The 15,861-nt window shown below is 66.3% G+C and carries 16 protein-coding genes; 4 read left to right on the top strand and 12 right to left on the bottom strand.

Going from position 1 to position 15,861, the window contains the following annotated elements; all coding sequences use genetic code 11:
- Nucleotides 1-26: 26 nt before the first annotated feature.
- The gene (locus FQ775_RS12120; RefSeq protein WP_146297769.1) at nucleotides 27-560 is read left to right on the top strand and encodes a TRAP transporter small permease; all 534 of its coding nucleotides are present in this window, start codon (nucleotides 27-29) and stop codon (nucleotides 558-560) included.
- Nucleotides 557-1,879: a TRAP transporter large permease gene (locus FQ775_RS12115; protein WP_146297768.1), complete on the top strand. Its 1,323-nt coding sequence runs from the start codon at nucleotides 557-559 to the stop codon at nucleotides 1,877-1,879. The genes FQ775_RS12120 and FQ775_RS12115 overlap by 4 nt, the downstream gene beginning before the upstream one ends.
- Here FQ775_RS12115 and FQ775_RS12110 read toward each other — a convergent pair.
- The 5 genes from FQ775_RS12110 to FQ775_RS12090 all read right to left on the bottom strand — a co-directional run bounded on the left by FQ775_RS12110 (nucleotide 1,873) and on the right by FQ775_RS12090 (nucleotide 5,887).
- Nucleotides 1,873-3,627 (bottom strand): SulP family inorganic anion transporter, encoded by a 1,755-nt coding sequence (locus FQ775_RS12110; RefSeq protein ID WP_146297767.1) that lies wholly within the window; start codon nucleotides 3,625-3,627, stop codon nucleotides 1,873-1,875. The genes FQ775_RS12115 and FQ775_RS12110 overlap by 7 nt on opposite strands.
- Before the next feature lie 104 nt (nucleotides 3,628-3,731).
- Nucleotides 3,732-4,067, bottom strand: coding sequence for a protein tyrosine phosphatase family protein (locus tag FQ775_RS12105; protein ID WP_146297766.1), 336 nt, complete (start codon nucleotides 4,065-4,067; stop codon nucleotides 3,732-3,734).
- A gap of 30 nt (nucleotides 4,068-4,097) precedes the next feature.
- Entirely contained in the window at nucleotides 4,098-4,994 is an 897-nt protein-coding gene (locus FQ775_RS12100; protein WP_146297765.1) for an MBL fold metallo-hydrolase, read from the bottom strand.
- A 5-nt stretch (nucleotides 4,995-4,999) separates the two neighbouring features.
- Nucleotides 5,000-5,461, bottom strand: coding sequence for a DUF6691 family protein (locus tag FQ775_RS12095; protein ID WP_146297764.1), 462 nt, complete (start codon nucleotides 5,459-5,461; stop codon nucleotides 5,000-5,002).
- 3 nt (nucleotides 5,462-5,464) lie between these two features.
- Nucleotides 5,465-5,887, bottom strand: a complete 423-nt coding sequence (locus FQ775_RS12090) for a YeeE/YedE family protein (RefSeq protein ID WP_146297763.1) — start codon at nucleotides 5,885-5,887, stop codon at nucleotides 5,465-5,467.
- An 84-nt stretch (nucleotides 5,888-5,971) separates the two neighbouring features.
- On the opposite strand from FQ775_RS12090, the gene FQ775_RS12085 reads away from it, so the two are divergent.
- The gene (locus tag FQ775_RS12085) at nucleotides 5,972-6,322 is read left to right on the top strand and encodes an ArsR/SmtB family transcription factor (protein ID WP_206064744.1); all 351 of its coding nucleotides are present in this window, start codon (nucleotides 5,972-5,974) and stop codon (nucleotides 6,320-6,322) included.
- Between the two features lie 106 nt (nucleotides 6,323-6,428).
- On the opposite strand, the gene FQ775_RS12080 is transcribed toward FQ775_RS12085, so the two are convergent.
- A complete protein-coding gene (locus FQ775_RS12080; protein WP_146297762.1) occupies nucleotides 6,429-7,583 on the bottom strand; it encodes an acyl-CoA dehydrogenase family protein in 1,155 nt (384 codons plus the stop codon).
- 58 nt (nucleotides 7,584-7,641) lie between these two features.
- Here FQ775_RS12080 and FQ775_RS12075 point away from each other — a divergent pair, with 58 nt between their 5' ends.
- Entirely contained in the window at nucleotides 7,642-8,262 is a 621-nt protein-coding gene (locus FQ775_RS12075) for a helix-turn-helix domain-containing protein (RefSeq protein ID WP_146297761.1), read from the top strand.
- Nucleotides 8,263-8,306: 44 nt separating this feature from the next.
- On the opposite strand, the gene pimC is transcribed toward FQ775_RS12075, so the two are convergent.
- From pimC to FQ775_RS12045, 6 genes are all read right to left on the bottom strand, one after another.
- On the bottom strand, nucleotides 8,307-9,509 hold the full coding sequence (pimC, locus tag FQ775_RS12070; RefSeq protein ID WP_146297760.1) for a pimeloyl-CoA dehydrogenase large subunit: 1,203 nt from the start codon (nucleotides 9,507-9,509) through the stop codon (nucleotides 8,307-8,309).
- Nucleotides 9,510-9,584: 75 nt separating this feature from the next.
- Entirely contained in the window at nucleotides 9,585-10,766 is a 1,182-nt protein-coding gene (locus FQ775_RS12065; RefSeq protein ID WP_146297759.1) for an acetyl-CoA C-acyltransferase, read from the bottom strand.
- Nucleotides 10,767-10,788: 22 nt separating this feature from the next.
- On the bottom strand, nucleotides 10,789-12,486 hold the full coding sequence (locus tag FQ775_RS12060) for an AMP-binding protein (protein ID WP_146297758.1): 1,698 nt from the start codon (nucleotides 12,484-12,486) through the stop codon (nucleotides 10,789-10,791).
- 2 nt (nucleotides 12,487-12,488) lie between these two features.
- Complete coding sequence (locus FQ775_RS12055) at nucleotides 12,489-14,588, bottom strand: 3-hydroxyacyl-CoA dehydrogenase NAD-binding domain-containing protein (RefSeq protein WP_146297757.1); 2,100 nt, start codon at nucleotides 14,586-14,588, stop codon at nucleotides 12,489-12,491.
- Nucleotides 14,589-14,633: 45 nt separating this feature from the next.
- Nucleotides 14,634-15,428 (bottom strand): 3-oxoadipate enol-lactonase, encoded by a 795-nt coding sequence (gene pcaD, locus FQ775_RS12050; protein ID WP_146297756.1) that lies wholly within the window; start codon nucleotides 15,426-15,428, stop codon nucleotides 14,634-14,636.
- Nucleotides 15,429-15,503: 75 nt separating this feature from the next.
- Nucleotides 15,504-15,851 carry a DUF2019 domain-containing protein gene (locus FQ775_RS12045; protein ID WP_246730099.1) on the bottom strand — a complete coding sequence of 116 codons (348 nt, stop codon included), beginning with the start codon at nucleotides 15,849-15,851 and terminating at the stop codon, nucleotides 15,504-15,506.
- Between the last annotated feature and the right edge of the window lie 10 nt (nucleotides 15,852-15,861).

Genomic DNA, 15,861 nt, shown 5'->3' with positions numbered 1-15,861 from the left:
GGCAGGCCGCGGGCTCGGGGAGGACGATGAGAACGCTCTCGGTGTTCATTAACGCTCTCGCGCGGTTCCTTGCGATCATCGGAGGCATTGTGCTGGCCGCGATCACCGTGCTCACGGTGGTCAGCATCACCGGGCGCTCGCTGGTGCCGTTCGGCCTTGCGCCGGTGCCGGGCGACTTCGAACTCGTCGAAGCCGGCACGGCCTTTGCGGTGTTCGCCTTCCTGCCGTGGTGCCAGCTCAATCGCGGCCATGCGACGGTCGATCTCTTCACCAGCTATCTGCCTGAGAGCACCAACCGCTGGATCGACCTCGTGTCGGAGATCCTGATGACGGTGATCCTGATCCTGCTGGCGGTGCGGCTCTGGTACGGGATGATGGACAAGATCCGCTACGGCGAGACGACCTTCATCCTGCAGTTTCCGGTGTGGTGGGGCTTTGCCGTGGCGATGGTCGGCGCCGTCGTCGCTGTCATCGTTTCGGTCTATATGGTCGTGGTTCGGGTCAAGGAGGTGCGTGAAGGCCGTACGCTGCTCGCGCCGACCCTGGGGGGCGGGCATTGAGCAATCTCGAAATCGGCGTCTGGTCCTTTCCGGTCCTTTTGCTCCTGATCTTCCTGCGCCTGCCGATCGGGCTGTCGATGCTGATCTGCGGCATCGTCGGCACCTATCTCGTCACCGGCACCTGGAAGCCGATGCTCGGCAAGCTGAAGCTCGAGACCTATTCGACCTTTTCCAACCATTCGCTGTCGATCATTCCGCTGTTCCTGCTGATGGGCCAGTTTGCCGGCCTCGGCGGCATGTCGCGGGCGCTGTTCAAGGCGGCCGAGACCTGGCTTGGCCACCGCAAGGGCGGCGTGGCGATGGCGGCGATCGGCGCCTGCGCCGGTTTCGGCGCCATCTGCGGCTCGTCGCTGGCGACGGCGGCGACGATGGCCCAGGTCGCACTGCCCGAACTCAGGCGCTACGGCTATTCGGGTGCGCTGGCGACCGGCACGCTGGCCGCCGGCGGAACGCTCGGCATCCTCATTCCGCCGTCGATCGTGCTGGTCATCTATGCGATCCTCGCCGAGCAGAACATCGCCAAGCTGTTCCTGTCGGCCTTCGTGCCGGGCGTGCTGGCGGCCATCGGCTACATGATCGCGGTTTCGATCTATGTGCGGGTGTTTCCGGATTCGGCGGGCGCCAGCCCGCGCGTGCCCTATGCGGAGCGTTTTCGCGCGCTGCTCGACGTCTGGCCGGTGCTGCTGGTTTTTCTGACGGTTGTCGGCGGCATCTATTTCGGCTGGTTCACGCCGACCGAGGGCGCCGCGATCGGCGCGGCCGGCACCGGGCTGATTGCGCTGGTCAATGGCGGGCTGACCCGCAAGACCTTCATCGATTCGGTGCTGGCGACGGCGACCGCCACGGCGATGATCTTCTTCATCGTCTTCGGCGCCTCGATCTACAACGGCTTCCTGGCGCTGTCGCAGGTGCCGCAAGAAATTGCTGCCTACATCTCCGGCCAGGGGTTCAACCCGTGGATCGTGCTGATCGGCATCCTGGCGCTCTACCTGGTCCTCGGCTGCGTGATGGATTCCCTGTCGATGATCCTCTTGACGATCCCGATCTTCTTCCCGATCGTCACCGCCCTCGACTACGGGCTGAGCCCCGAAGAGTTCGCGATCTGGTTCGGCATCCTGGTGCTGATCGTGGTCGAGGTGGGATTGATCACGCCACCCGTGGGCATGAACCTGTTCGTCATCAACTCGATGGCGCAGGGAACGCCGATCTCGCACACCTATCGCGGCGTGGCGCCGTTCGTGGCAGCGGACCTGACCCGCACCGCAATCCTGGTGCTTTTCCCGTCGATCTCGCTGTTCCTCTTGCGCTGGCTCTATTGAGCCGGCGCGGTTTGGCCGCTTCCGGGTTTGGCGAGACGCGAGATCGCCTGGTGCTGTGACAGGAAGACCTCGCCGCTCATGTGATCGAGGAAGTCGGTGCGTTCGAGGCGGTCCATCACCGGGCCCTTGACCTCCGAAAGATGCAGCGTGACCTCCATGTCGGCCAGCCGCCGGTTGATGGCTTCCAAAGATTCCAGCGCGCTCATGTCGATGTGGTTCACCGCCGGGCACATCAGTACGACATGCCTGATCTCCGGTGACCGGGAAACGAGATCGTAGACGCGGTCCTCGAGAAAGCGGGCATTGGCGAAATAGAGGCTTTCGTCGACCCTGAGCGAGAGGATGCCGGGTGAAGTCTCGACCGCATGGCGGCAGATGTTGCGGTAGTGCTCGGTGCCTGGGACACGCCCGACCACGGCGGTGTGCGGCCTCGACGTGCGGTAGAGGTGAATGAGCACCGACAGCACGACACCGGCCGAAATCCCGACCTCCACGCCCGACAGCAGCGTTGCGGCGATGGTGACCGCCACGGCGGCGAAATCGGCCCTGGAATAGCTCCATGACTTGCGCAGCACCGAAAGGTCGACCAAGGAAAGCACGGCAACGATGATGGTCGCGGCCAGCGTTGCCTGCGGCAGGTAGAAGAGCAACGGCGTCAGGAAGACGGTGGCGAGCGCCAGCCCGGCCGCGGCGAAAGCCCCGGCGGCCGGCGTGCGTGCCCCGGCGTCGAAATTCACCACCGAACGCGCGAAACCGCCGGTTACCGGATAGCCGCCTGAAACGCTGGCTGCGATGTTGGCAGCGCCGAGGCCGATCAGTTCCTGGTCCGGTACGATATGCTGGCGTTTCCGCGCCGCAAGCGTCTGGGCTACAGAGACAGACTCGACGAAGCCGACGATCGAGATCAGCGCGGCAGGGCCGGCAAGAGCCAGCCACAGATCGGGGTCGAGGACCGGCGTCGTCAGGGGCGGCAGGCCCTGCGGCACACTGCCGACGAGCGCGACCCCGGCAGACCCCAGGTCGAGCAGCCAGGCGACCAGCGTGGTGACGGCGACGGCGAAGACGGGCCCGGTCTTGGCGACGATGTCGGCGGCGCGCGGCCCCAGCCCGGAGCGCAGGAGGATCGGTTTCAGTCCCTTGCGGACCCAGAACAGGAACCCGGCGGAAGCGATGCCGATGGCGGCGGTCGCGGGATGAAGGTCGGGAAGTGCGGAAACAAGCGAAGTGAGCAGCTCGGGCAGGTTGTGGCCGCCGGCGGAAACGCCGAAGACATGCCTGAGTTGGCTCGCCGCGATCAGGATTCCCGATGCGGTGATGAAGCCCGAGACCACCGGGTGCGACAGCAGGTTGGCGAGAAAGCCGAGCCGCAGCAGGCCCATGGCGAGCAGGAGCAGGCCGGACATGAAGGCAAGCAGGATCGCGGCGGTCGCATAGTCGGCACTGCCCTGTTCGGCGATGCGGCCGATGGCGGTCGCCGTCATCAGCGACACGACGGCGACGGGGCCGACGGCGAGGGCACGGCTGGTGCCGAAGACGGCGTAGGCGACCAGCGGCAGGATCGAGGCGTAAAGGCCCATCTCCGGCGGCAGGCCGGCCAAAAGCGCGTAGGCGAGCGATTGCGGGATCAGCATGATGGTGACGATGACCGCGGCGACGACGTCGTCTCCGAGCGCCTCGCGATCATAATCCCGGCCCCAGTCGAGGACCGGAAAGTAGCGGCGCCAGCCGCCGTTTTTTGCTGCTTGCATGGCCATTCCGTGCGTTCGTCGCGCACGACCTTTCATCGCGCCGGCGGTCCGCCGGGGCGTCGTCCATTCGACCTTCCAGCTGTCGGGCGTCGCCGCCCTGCGCGTCAGCCGCTTTTCTGCTGGACCAAGCCGTAGAGGTTCATGCAGCGGCCACCGGTGCGGCAATAGGCGAGAACCGGCCGTGGCAGGTCGGCGAGCGCGGCCGCCATATCGTCGACATCGTCGCCGGTGATGGCACCGGAAACGACCGGGATAAAGCGGAACTCGAGCCCGGCTGTGCGCGCCGCCGATGCCACGGTGTCGTGCGGCACGGCGCCGTCCTCGGTGTCGGGGCGGTTGCAGACGAGGCTCTTGTAGCCGGCCTCGGCGATCGCCGGAACGTGCTCGGGGCCGATCTGGCCGGCCACCGAGAAGTCCTCGTCGAGTTTGCGGATTTCCATCATTCGTTTCCTGCTTGCCTGCGTCCGCCGTCAAAGCCCGTTCACGGGCACCTTCAGAAAGCTTTTGCCGCTTTCGTCCTTGGGAGGCAAGCGGCCGGCGCGCATGTTGACCTGCAGCGACGGGATGATGAGTTTGGGCATGGCGAGTGTGGCATCGCGCGCCTCGCGCATGGCCACGAACTCGTCCTCGGTCACGCCGTCGCGAACGTGGATATTATGCTCGCGCTCCTCGGCGACCGTCGTCTCCCATTTGATGTCGCGACCGTTCGGCCCGTAATCGTGGCAGATGAAGAGCCGCGTCTCGCCGGGCAGGGCGAGAACACGCTTGATCGAGCGGTAGAGCGCACGCGCGTCGCCGCCGGGGAAATCGGCGCGCGCCGAACCGCCGTCGGGCATGAACAGCGTGTCACCGACAAAGGCGGCATCGCCGACGACATGGGTCATGCAGGCCGGCGTGTGGCCGGGCGTGTGCATGACATGGGCCGTCATCGTGCCAATCTGGTAGCTGTCGCCATCCTTGAACAGCCGGTCGAACTGCGAGCCGTCGCGCTGGAACTCGGTGCCTTCGTTGAAGATCTTGCCGAACGTGTCCTGGACGACGGTGATGTTTTCGCCGATGCCGAGCTTTCCGCCCAACTGCTCCTGGATATAGGGCGCGCCGGAAAGGTGGTCAGCATGGACATGGGTCTCGATGATCCACTCCAGCTTCCAGCCCTTGTCGCGGATATGCGCGATGATCTGGTCGGCATGATCGTGGGTGATGCGGCCGGCGGCGTAGTCGATGTCCATGACCGAATCGATCACCGCGCAGGCGTCGGAGTTCGGATCCTTGACGATGTAGGAGACCGTATTGGTGGCCTCGTCGAAAAAGGCGGTAACCTCCGGTTTCACGGAAAGGTCCGCGGTGAAGGGCAGGGCGGTGGTCATCCCATTCATGCTCCTCTGCTTGGTGTTTGCTGTGCGGCCACGACGCTGCTGCCGCGTACCTTGATCCAGCGCGCCAGGGCGATGCCGGCGATCATTGCTGCCAGAAAGACCGGCGTTTCGGGATGGCCGAGGCCGAGGGCGGGCACGGCTCCGCCGGGACAGAAGCCGGCAATGCCCCAGCCGACGCCGAAAAGCGCCGAACCGCCGACCAGCGGCAGATCGATCGCGCGGCTGGTGGGCAGCCCGAAGCTCTTCTCGAACAGCGGCCGCTGCCGCGCGCCGAAGACGAGGCGGTAGCCAATCGCGGTCGTGACCAGCGCGCCGCCCATGACGAAGGCGAGGCTCGGATCCCAGGTTCCGGCGATGTCGAAGAAGTTCAGCACCTTGGCGGGATTGGCCATGCCGGACAATGCGATGCCGAGGCCGAAGATGGCGCCGATGATGAAGGCGGAGAGCAGCTTTGGCATGGGTCAGGCTCCGAACACGTGGCGCACGACATAGACCGTGGCGAAGGCGGCGATCATGAACACGATGGTGGCGGTGATCGAACGCGGCGACAGCCGCGCGATGCCGCAGACGCCGTGGCCGCTGGTGCAGCCGGAGCCGTAGGTGACGCCGACGCCGACGATGAGCCCGCCGACGACCAGCGCCAGCGTCGAGACCGGAACCGCGAACGGTACGATCCCGCCGGCGACGATGAAGACGAAAGGCGCCAGGGCGGCGCCGGCGAGGAAGGCTGCGCGCCACGGCCAGTCGACCGGCAGAGGCGGCACGACGCCGGCGAGAATGCCGGTCATGCCGGCGATGCGGCCATGGAGAAGCATGAGGAACACCGCCGACAGTCCGATCAGGACGCCGCCGGCGAGCGACAAGAGGGGGGTGAATTCGGTCATTTCGGTTACGGGCCTTCAAGGCTTGCGGATGCGATCTTGACGCTATATATGATGATGTGTTCATGTGTTCAAGGGAAAAATCGCATGCAGATGGATATCGACCGGCTCAACCACTCCGCCGAGCAAGCGGCCGAGCTTCTGTCGGCGCTGGCCAACAAGAACCGGCTGATGATCCTGTGCCATCTGCTCAACGGGGAGATGGCCGTGCAGCCGCTCGCCGACGCCGTCGGCATGAGCCAGTCGGCGCTGTCGCAGCAGCTTGCCAAGCTCAGGCTGCAGAAGCTGGTTGCGACGCGGCGCGCGGGCCGCGAAATCCATTACAGCGTTGCCTCGGCGGAGGCGGCCGAGGTGCTGGCCACGCTCTACCGGCTCTATTGTGCGCCGGAGGCGGGCTCGGCGGCCGCGCGCCGCGAACCCGTCACCGCCGACGCCTAGGGCCGGCCCCCGTTCCCGACCGTCGAACGGCCCTGTCCGTCGTTGCTCAGCAATTCCGGCAACCGTGTTCCCGCTCTTCTCGGAGTGCCTTGGCCGGTCGCCGGCCTCAGGCGGCGTTCGGGAACAGTCCGCCGGCCTGCGCCAGCGCTCGCAAATGATGGTCGGCATTGCCGAAGGCGACGTCGATCATGGTCAACCGCTTGAAATAGTGGCCGACGGCATATTCCATCGTCATGCCGACGCCGCCATGAATCTGGACGGCGTTTTCGCCCACCAGCCTGCCGCCGCGGCCGATCTCGGCCTTGGCGGCATGCATCGCGCGGGCGCGTTCGCCGGCATCGGGCTCGTTTGCCATCATGGTCGCGAACATGGTGATCGAGCGCGCCTGCTCGATGGCGACATACATGTCGACGGCGCTGTGCTGCAGTGCCTGGAAGGAGCCGATCGGCACCCCGAACTGCTTTCTGACCTTCATGTAGTCGAGGGTCAGGGCATGGGTCGCCGTCATGACGCCGACCGCCTCGGCGCAGAGCGCGGCGATCGCCTGGTCGACGACGTGGCGCACCAGCGGCAGGCCGTTTTCCGGATCGCCGAAGACGGCAGAGGCCGGCACCGCGACATTGTCGAGGCGGATTTCGGCGACGCGCAGACCGTCCTGGCCGGGATAGCCGCGGCGCGAGACGCCTTCTGCGGTCGCATCGACGAGGAAGACGCCGATGCCGGCCTCGTCGCGAGTGTCGCCTGCGATGCGCGCGGTGACGAAGATGCGGTCGGCGCAATCGCCATGCAGCACCACGCTCTTGGCACCCGACAGCACCCAGCCGTCGCCGCTTTTCGTCGCCGTCGTCGTCACATGGTTGAGGTCGAAGCGGGAACCTCGTTCGGTATGGGCGAAGGCAAGCTTGAGCGCACCTTCGGCAACCTGCGGCACCCATTTGGCGCGCTGCTCGGCCGATCCGCCGAGGCGCAGGAAGCCGCCGCCGAGGATCACCGTGGCGAAAAACGGCTCCAGCGCCAGCGCCTTGCCGAGCGCCTCCATGACGATCATGGTCTCGACCGGGCCGCCGCCGATGCCGCCATCCTCCTCGGCAAACGGCAGGGCCATCAGCCCCATCTCGGCGTAGTGCCGCCACATCTCGGCGCTCCAGCCTTCGTCGGAGGCGAGCACCCGGTTTCGCTCCTCGAAGCCGTAGCGGTCGGCCATGAGCCGCTCGAGCGAGTCTTTCAGGATCGATTGTTCTTCGGAAAGGTCAAAGTCCATACAAGCTCCTATGGGACATCGTGGCCCTTGTATCACTATCGCGATATGAGATATTGGGATGAAGCAGGTCATCATCCTGCCGGGGGCGGCGAAAGCCCTGCGCAAACACAGGGCAGAAGCGGCGCGTATCGTCAGCAAGGTCGAGGACTACGCTCGCGAGCCCGCGTCGCTGGCGAAAAATGTGAAGGCCCTGACCGGGAGCCGCACCTTGCGGCTGCGGGTCGGGGACTATCGGGTCGTTTTCGAGGAAACCGAGACCGAGATTATCGTGACGGCGATCGGCCCGCGAGGATCGGTCCATGAACAACGGGAGCCGACGATGAATGTGCGCTTCTTCAGGGACGACGAGGGCCGTGAAATGGCGGTGCTGCCGCGTACCGAACTCGATGCGCTGGCGCAGGTCGCGTCGCATGCGGAGGCGGTCGCCGACTATCGCTCCGGACGCCTGCCTGGCCTGTCGCCTGCCGAGGCCCTTGCCTTCGCGCAGTCGTCGTCCCCGCTTGCCTTCTGGCGCAAATATCGCGGACTGACCCAGGCGGCGCTGGCCGGGCGCGCCGGCATCTCGCAGAACTACCTTTCGGACATCGAGAACGGCAAGCGCAGCGGCCCGGTCGAACTCTGGGTGCGGTTCGGCAAGGCACTCGATCTGCCGGTCGAGCACCTGCTCGAAGCGGAATAAGGCGTCAGGGCGCCCGTCCCCGCTGACGCCAGCGGCAGCCGCCATCACAGCCCCAGCACCGCCTTGGCGATGATGTTTTTCTGGATCTCGTTGGAGCCGCCGTAGATCGAGACCTTGCGGTTGTTGAAATAGGCGGGCGCGGCGTGCAGCGCATAGTCCGGCACGTCGGAGGGCTCGTTCCAGCGGTCGTCGTCCTCGGCCATGTAGGGCATGGCGTAAGGCCCCATCACCTCCATCAGGAGATGCGTGGTCGCCTGCTGGATTTCGGAGCCCTTGATCTTGAGGATCGAGGAGGCGGGGTCGGGCCGGCCGGTGTTGCCGCGCTTGGCGTCGGCGGCGACCACCCGCAGCTGGGTCAGTTCCAACGCCTTGAGGTCGATCTCGATCGAGGCCAGCTTCTCGCGGAAGCGCTCGTCCTCGATCAGCGGCCGGCCCGACGACATCTCCTTGCCGGCCAGTTCGCGGATGCGGGCGACACGCTGCTTGGAGACGCCGATGCGGGCGATGTTGGTGCGCTCGTTGCCGAGCAGGAACTTGGCGTAGTCCCAGCCCCTGTTCTCCTCGCCGACCAGGTTTTCGACCGGCACCCTGACGTCGGTCAGGAACACCTCGTTGATCTCGCGGCCGCCGTCGATGGTGACGATCGGGCGCACCTCGATGCCCGGGCTCTTCATGTCGATCAGAAGGAAGGAGATGCCTTCCTGCTTCTTGGCCGCCGGGTCGGTGCGCACCAGGCAGAAGATCCAGTCGGCATATTGCGCCAGCGTGGTCCAGGTCTTCTGGCCGTTGACGATGTAGTGGTCGCCGTCGCGAACCGCACGCGTCTTCAGCGAGGCGAGGTCGGAGCCGGAGCCGGGTTCCGAAAAGCCCTGGCACCACCAGTCGTCGAGATTGGCGATGCGCGGCAGGAAGCGTTTCTTCTGCTCCGCCGAGCCGAAGGTGTAGATCACCGGGCCCACCATGTTGACGCCGAAGGCGAGCGGCTGCGGCGCCGGGTAGCGCTGCAGTTCCTCCAGATAGATATATTGCTTCATCGGGTCCCAGCCGGTGCCGCCATGTTCGACCGGCCAGTGCGGCACAGCCCAGCCCTTCTCGTTGAGGATACGGGTCCAGCGCACGAAGTCGTCCTTGCCGACATGCTCGGCGTCGATCATCTTCTGCCGGATTTCCTCGGGCAGGTTGTCGCGGAAGAACGCTCTCACCTCTTCGCGGAAGGCGTTTTCGTCGTCGGTGAAGCGAAGGTCCATCTCAGCCTCGTTCAGTTTGATTGGACGGCCCCCTGCACCAGGCAAAGGCTCGGTGGAGGGGGCGCGGGGCAGACATCAGTTGATCTCGAACAATCCCGCCGCGCCCATGCCGCCGCCGACGCACATGGTCACGACGGCATATTTGACGCCGCGGCGCTTGCCCTCGATCAGCGCGTGGCCGGCAAGCCGCGCGCCCGACATGCCGTAAGGGTGGCCCAGCGCGATGGCACCGCCGTCGACATTGAGCTTTTCGGGGTCGATGCCGAGCTTGTCACGGCAGTAGATCACCTGCACCGCAAAAGCCTCGTTCAGTTCCCAAAGGCCGATGTCGTCGACCTTGAGGCCGTGGCGTTCGAGCAGGCGCGGCACGGCGAAGACCGGGCCGATGCCCATCTCGTCGGGCTCGCAGCCGGCGACGTTGAAACCGCGGAAGATGCCCAGCGGGGTGAGCCCGCGCCTTTCGGCCTCCTTCGCGTCCATCATGACGCAGGCCGAGGCGCCGTCGGAAAGCTGGCTGGCATTGCCCGCCGTGATGACGCCGTTCTCGCGTACCGGCTTCAGCCCGGCCAGGCCCTCAGCGGTCGATTCCGGCCGCGGGCCCTCGTCATGGGCAAGGGTGACGTCCTTGTGGGAGACCTCCTTGGTCTCCTTGTCGACGACGGCCATGCGCACGTCGATCGGCGCGATCTCGGCGTCGAAGCGGCCGGCCTCGCGCGCCGCTGCGACGCGCCGCTGCGACTGAAGCCCGTATTCGTCCTGCTTTTCGCGCGAGATGCCATAGCGCTTCGAAACGATCTCGGCGGTGTCGATCATCGGCAGGTAGACCTCCGGCTTGATCGCCATCAGCTTGTCGTCCATCAGCCGGAACGTGTTGCGGTGATCGTTCTGCACCAGGCTGATCGATTCCAGCCCGCCGGCGATGCCGGCCTTGACGCCGTCATTGCGGATGGCGTTGGCGAGCAGCGCCATCGACTGCAGGCCCGAGGAGCACTGGCGGTCGATGGTGGTGCCGGCCGTGGTCACCGGCAGGCCGGCGGTCACCAGCGCCCGGCGGGCGACGTTGAGGCCGGTCGCGCCCTCCTGCATGGCGCAACCCATGATCACGTCCTCGATCTCGCCGCCTTCGAGGCCCGAGCGCTTCAGCGCATGCTCGATGGCGTGGCCGCCGAGTGTGGCGCCCGGCGTGTCGTTGAGGGCGCCGCGATAGGCCTTGCCGACCGGGGTGCGTGCGGTGGATACGATGACGGCTTCGGCCATTCCTGGTCTCCTGTTTGTCCGTTCAGGAGGCTGCGCGCGCGCTTTCGCGCCGTGCCGCCTCTTCCTGCTTGAGTTCGAGTTTCGACAGCTTGCCGACGGGGGTGCGCGGCAGCGCATCGCGGATTTCGAGTGCGGCCGGCATCTCGTGGCGGCCGAGCCGGCCCTTCAGGAAGGCGCACAGCGCTTCCAGCGTCAGCGGCGCGGCGCCCTTGCGCAGCTTGACAAAGGCCTTGGCCGCCTCGCCGCGATAGGCGTCGGCGATGCCGATCACCAGCACCTCCTCGACGTCGGGATGCTCGTAGATCATCTGCTCGATCAGCTGCGGATAGACGTTGTAGCCGCCGGACAGGATCATGTCCTTCTTGCGGTCGACGATGGTGAAAAAGCCTTCCTCGTCCATGAAGCCGATGTCGCCGGTGAGAAGCCCGCCCTCGCTGAAGGCGGCGGCGGTCTCCTCCGGCCGGTTGAGATAGCCCTTGGTGACGTTGGGGCCGAAGATGCGCAGCTCGCCGGTCTCGCCCTGCGGCAGCACGCGCGCCGGATCGTCGAGCGCCACGACGTCGACCCAGATGCCGGGCAGGGGGATGCCGATGGTGCCGACCTTGTCGGGCCGTGTGGTCGGAATGTTGGTGCCGGCCGGCGAGGTCTCGGTCATGCCCCAGCCGCCGAGCAGGTCGTGGCCGGTCGCCGTCTTCAGCTTGCGCGCGGTCTCGACCGGCAGCGGCGCACCGCCGGAGCCGCAGAAATGCAGCGAGGAATAATCGCGCTTCTCGAAACCCGGCACCGAGCAGATGGCGATCCACATCGTCGGCACGCCGGGGAAGATGGTCAGGCCGGCCTCGATCTCGTCGAGCGCGACCTCGGGATCGAAGCGCGTGTGCATGACCATGGTCTGGCCACCGCGCACGCAGCGCAGCATCACCGCCGTCAGGGCGTAGATGTGAAACAGCGGCAGCACGAGAAGAACGCGCTCCTGGCCGCGGCGCATCGTGCCGGTGAAGTCGGACCAGAGATCGTAGCTTTCCACTGCGGTCGAAATGTTGCGGTGGGTCAGCATCGCCCCCTTGGGCATGCCGGTGGTGCCACCGGTATATTGCAGGAGTGCCAGGTCTTCGATGTCGACCTCAGACTTCGATTCAACCGGGTCAGAAACCGATTCAGCTTGCTCCGGGGATGATTCAACGAATACCGCGAAGGTGCTGAAATCATTGCCTTCCGGCATCGGACCGGTGAGTGCCGAAGGACCAAAGGCCTGATCCTCGCCGACGATCAGCCGGTCGATCAGGCCGCGCGCCTTCAGCCCCGCGGCGCGGATCGCAAGCTCGCCGATATTGGTGGTGACGACAATGCGTGCGCCGCTGTCGGCGAGCTTGTGTTCGAGCACGCGCTCGCTGTCGAGCGGCGACAGGTGCACGACCGTCGCGCCGGCCTTCAGCGCTCCGAAGAAGCTGACGAGATGGTAGACCGTATTGGGCAGCAGGAAGGCAATGCGCGTGCCCCGGCCGACCCCGGCGGCGCGGAAGGCGCGCGCGGCGCGGTCCATCTCGGCCTTGAGATCGGCGAAGGTCAGGACCGCGTCGCGGAAGATGACCGCTTCGCGTCCGCCCCATTGCACGGCCGCCTCGTCGACGACCTGATGCACCGGCCAGCCCTCAAGCTCCACCGCCGGCGACAGGCCGGGGGGATAGGAGGCTTTCCAGGGCGCGGACGCAAGGTCCATGGTCAGGCGGCCTTGCCCTTGCGGGCGGCGGCGAGGCTTCCGCTGTCGGCGGCCTCCCTGAGCAGTTCGGCGGGCTCGAAGACGGCCTTGCCGGTGCGGCCGTGCCAATGCTCGAGCCGCTCGACGATCTTGCCGAGGCCTTCGCTTTCAGCCCAGAACATCGGACCGCCCTTGCCGATCGGGAAGCCGTAGCCGTTGACCCAGACGATATCGACGTCGGAGGCGCGCGAGGCGATGCCCTCCTGCAGGATTTTCGCGCCCTCGTTGATCATCGGATACATGGTGCGCTCGGCAATTTCCTCGGCCGAGATGTCGCGTCGGTTGACGCCCTTTTCGCGCGCCTTCTCCTCAATCAGCGCCGCAACCTCCGGGTCGGGCGTCGGGGTGCGCGAGCCGGCTTCGTAGATGTAGAAGCCCTTGCCGGTCTTCTGGCCGAAGCGGCCCTGCTCGCACAGTGCGTCGGCGATCGCCGCCGTCTTGCCGAGCGACTTGCGGTTGCGCCAGCCGATGTCGAGCCCGGCGAGGTCGCCCATCGCGAACGGACCCATCGGCCAGCCGAAATCGGTGAACACCTTGTCGACCTGCTCCGGCGTGGCGCCTTCGAGCAGGAGGTCCTCGAGTTCCGCCGAGCGCGAGGCGAGCATGCGGTTGCCGACGAAACCGTGGCACACGCCGACGACCACCGGTACCTTGGCGATCTTGCGGGCGACGGCCAGGGCGGTCTTCAGCACGTCCGGCGCGGTCTTCCTGCCGCGCACGATCTCCAGCAGTCGCATGATGTTGGCGGGCGAGAAGAAATGCAGGCCGACGACGTCGGAAGGCCGGCTGGTCGAGGCGGCGATTTCGTCGACGTCGAGATAGGAGGTGTTGGAGGCAAGGATCGCGCCCGGCTTGGCGACGGCGTCGAGCTTGCCGAAAACCTCCTTCTTGATCGCCATTTCCTCGAACACGGCCTCGATGATGAGATCGCAATCGGCGAGATCGGCATAGTCGGTGGTGCCGGTGAGAAGCCCCATGCGCTTGGCCTTGGCCTCCTCGGTCAGCGAGCCGCGCTTGACCGAGATGGCGTAGTTGCCGTCCATGCGGGCTATGCCGCGATCGAGCGCCTCGCGGTCCATCTCGAGGATCGTCACCGGAATGCCGCCATTGAGGAACGACATGGCGATGCCGCCGCCCATGGTACCGGCGCCGATGACGCCGGCGCGCCTGACTTCGCGCGGCTCGACCTCCTTGCCGACCCCCGGCACCTTGGCCGCCTCGCGTTCGGCAAAGAACAGGTGGCGCTGGGCCCTCGACTGTTCACCCTCGACGAGTTCGACGAAATAGGCGCGCTCCTGGGCCAGCGCCTCGTCGAAGGGCATGGTGAGGCCGTTGCGCACCGACTGCGCGCAAAGCCGCGGCGCGTCGAGGCCGCGCTTCTTTTTCAGGAGCGCGGCGACGCCGGCGTCGAACGTGTCGAGGTCATTCTTCGCCTCGGCGATCTTGTCCTCGCGCCGGCTGACCGGGACCAGCGCGGTTGCCTTGTCCGCCTGCTCGCGGGCGAAGGCGACGGCGTTGGCCACGAGGCTATCGTCATAGACCGCCTCGACCAGACCTTCGGCGAGCGCATCCCTGGCGCCGATCGGGTTGCCCGACACGATCACCGTCAGCGCTTTCAGCGGTCCGATCAGCCGCGGCAGCCGCAGCGTGCCGCCGGCGCCCGGCAGCAGGCCGAGCTTGACCTCCGGCAGGCCGAACCTCGCGTTGCGGTCGGCGACGCGGAAATGGCAGCCCATCGCGAGTTCGAGCCCGCCGCCGAAGGCGGTGCCGTGTATGGCGGCCACCGTCGGCTTTTCGAAGCTTTCGAGCAGCACGATCAGTTCGCGCAGATTGGGGCTCGCCGTCGCCTTCGGCGTGTTGAACTCGGTGATGTCGGCGCCGGCGATGAAGGTCGCGCCGGCGCAGGCGATCACGACGCCGCGCACCGCCTCATCGTCGCGCAGCGCCTCCAGTGCCTTGCCGAGCGGCTCGCGCAGATGGAAGCTCAGCGCGTTCACCGGCGGATTGTCGAGCGTCACGATCGCGATCTCGCCGTCGCGGCTGACGGTGACATGTTCGGTCATCGAATTCCTCCCTGGCCGGGCTTCTGCGGCGCCGGATGGTCCGTTCTACGCCCTGAAGGCGTGGTTGTGAAAGTTGGAAATCAACCGGGCAACGGCATCCGGCTGTTCGATGCAGGGCAGGTGCCCGGCATTGCCGACGATCTCGAAGGCCGCGTCCGGGATCAGGTCCGCCGTGGAGCGCACCAGATCGGGCGGCGTCGAGCCGTCCTGGTCGCCGACCATGCACAGGGTCGGCAGCCGAAGCGAGGCCGTGCTTTCGGTGAAGTCGGCATCGCGCAGCGCCGCGCAGGTGCCGGCATAACCGTCGACGGTGGTGCGCGTCAGCATGGCGACATAACCGACGAAGTCGGCATTGTCCGGGCTGCGGTAGGCCGGGGTGAACCAGCGCTCCATGATGCCGTCGGCGAGAGAGGCGATGCCGTTCTTCGTCACGCCGTCGATGCGCTGGTTCCACATTTCGGCGGTGCCGATCTTGTGGGCGGTGTCGCACAAGACCATCGCCTTGACGAGGTCGGGACGCCTGGCGGCAAGGCCTTGCGCGATCATGCCGCCGACGGAAAGCCCGACCACCGTGCAGGCGCTGACGCCGAGATGGGCAAGCAGCGCCTCGAGGTCGCCGACATGGTCGTCGATCGCGTAGGGCGCCGGCGTGGCCTCGGACAGGCCGTGGCCGCGCTTGTCGTAGCGGATGAAGCGGAAAGCGTCGCCCAGCCGCGCCACGACATCGTCCCAGATGCGGAAGTCGGTGCCGAGCGAATTGGCAAAGACCAGCACCGGGCGGTCGGTTCCGCCGCGATCCTCATGATGCAGCACGACGCCGTTGGCGCGCACGAATGCCATCGATTGTCCTCCCTGATCACCGACATACTACCGAGTATGTTGGCGAGTTCAAGGGGTGGAATCGCACCAGTGGCGCTATTCGGGACGGAAGTGCCCTTTCTCCAGGTTCCACAGAGACATGCCGGCGTCGCCGGCCTGCGGGAAGCGTTGCGATTCCTGGATTGCCCGCAATTGCGCGCGGGCTTCCTGCGGTGCAACGGCAAGAGTCGACTTTGCCGCGTTGAGGCGCACCTGCATGTTCGGGTGGTTGAAAAGCGTGAGCAGGACGCGGCGCTGGTCGCCCGGCCGGGCGCGCAACTCGTTCACGATCTCGGCCTTACGGTCGTAGAGGCGATTGAACTTGCGGGTGTCGAATGCGTCGAGCGCATCGGCCTGGGCAACGCCGATCTCGATGAAACGCTGGACGAGTTGGGTTATTCTCATCGAAGTGACG

This window comes from Nitratireductor mangrovi (assembly GCF_007922615.2).
GTDB classification, from domain to species: Bacteria; Pseudomonadota; Alphaproteobacteria; order Rhizobiales; family Rhizobiaceae; genus Mangrovimarina; species Mangrovimarina mangrovi.
Note: the sequence above shows the minus strand (reverse complement) of the source record. Positions and strands in the feature narration are given on the sequence as shown.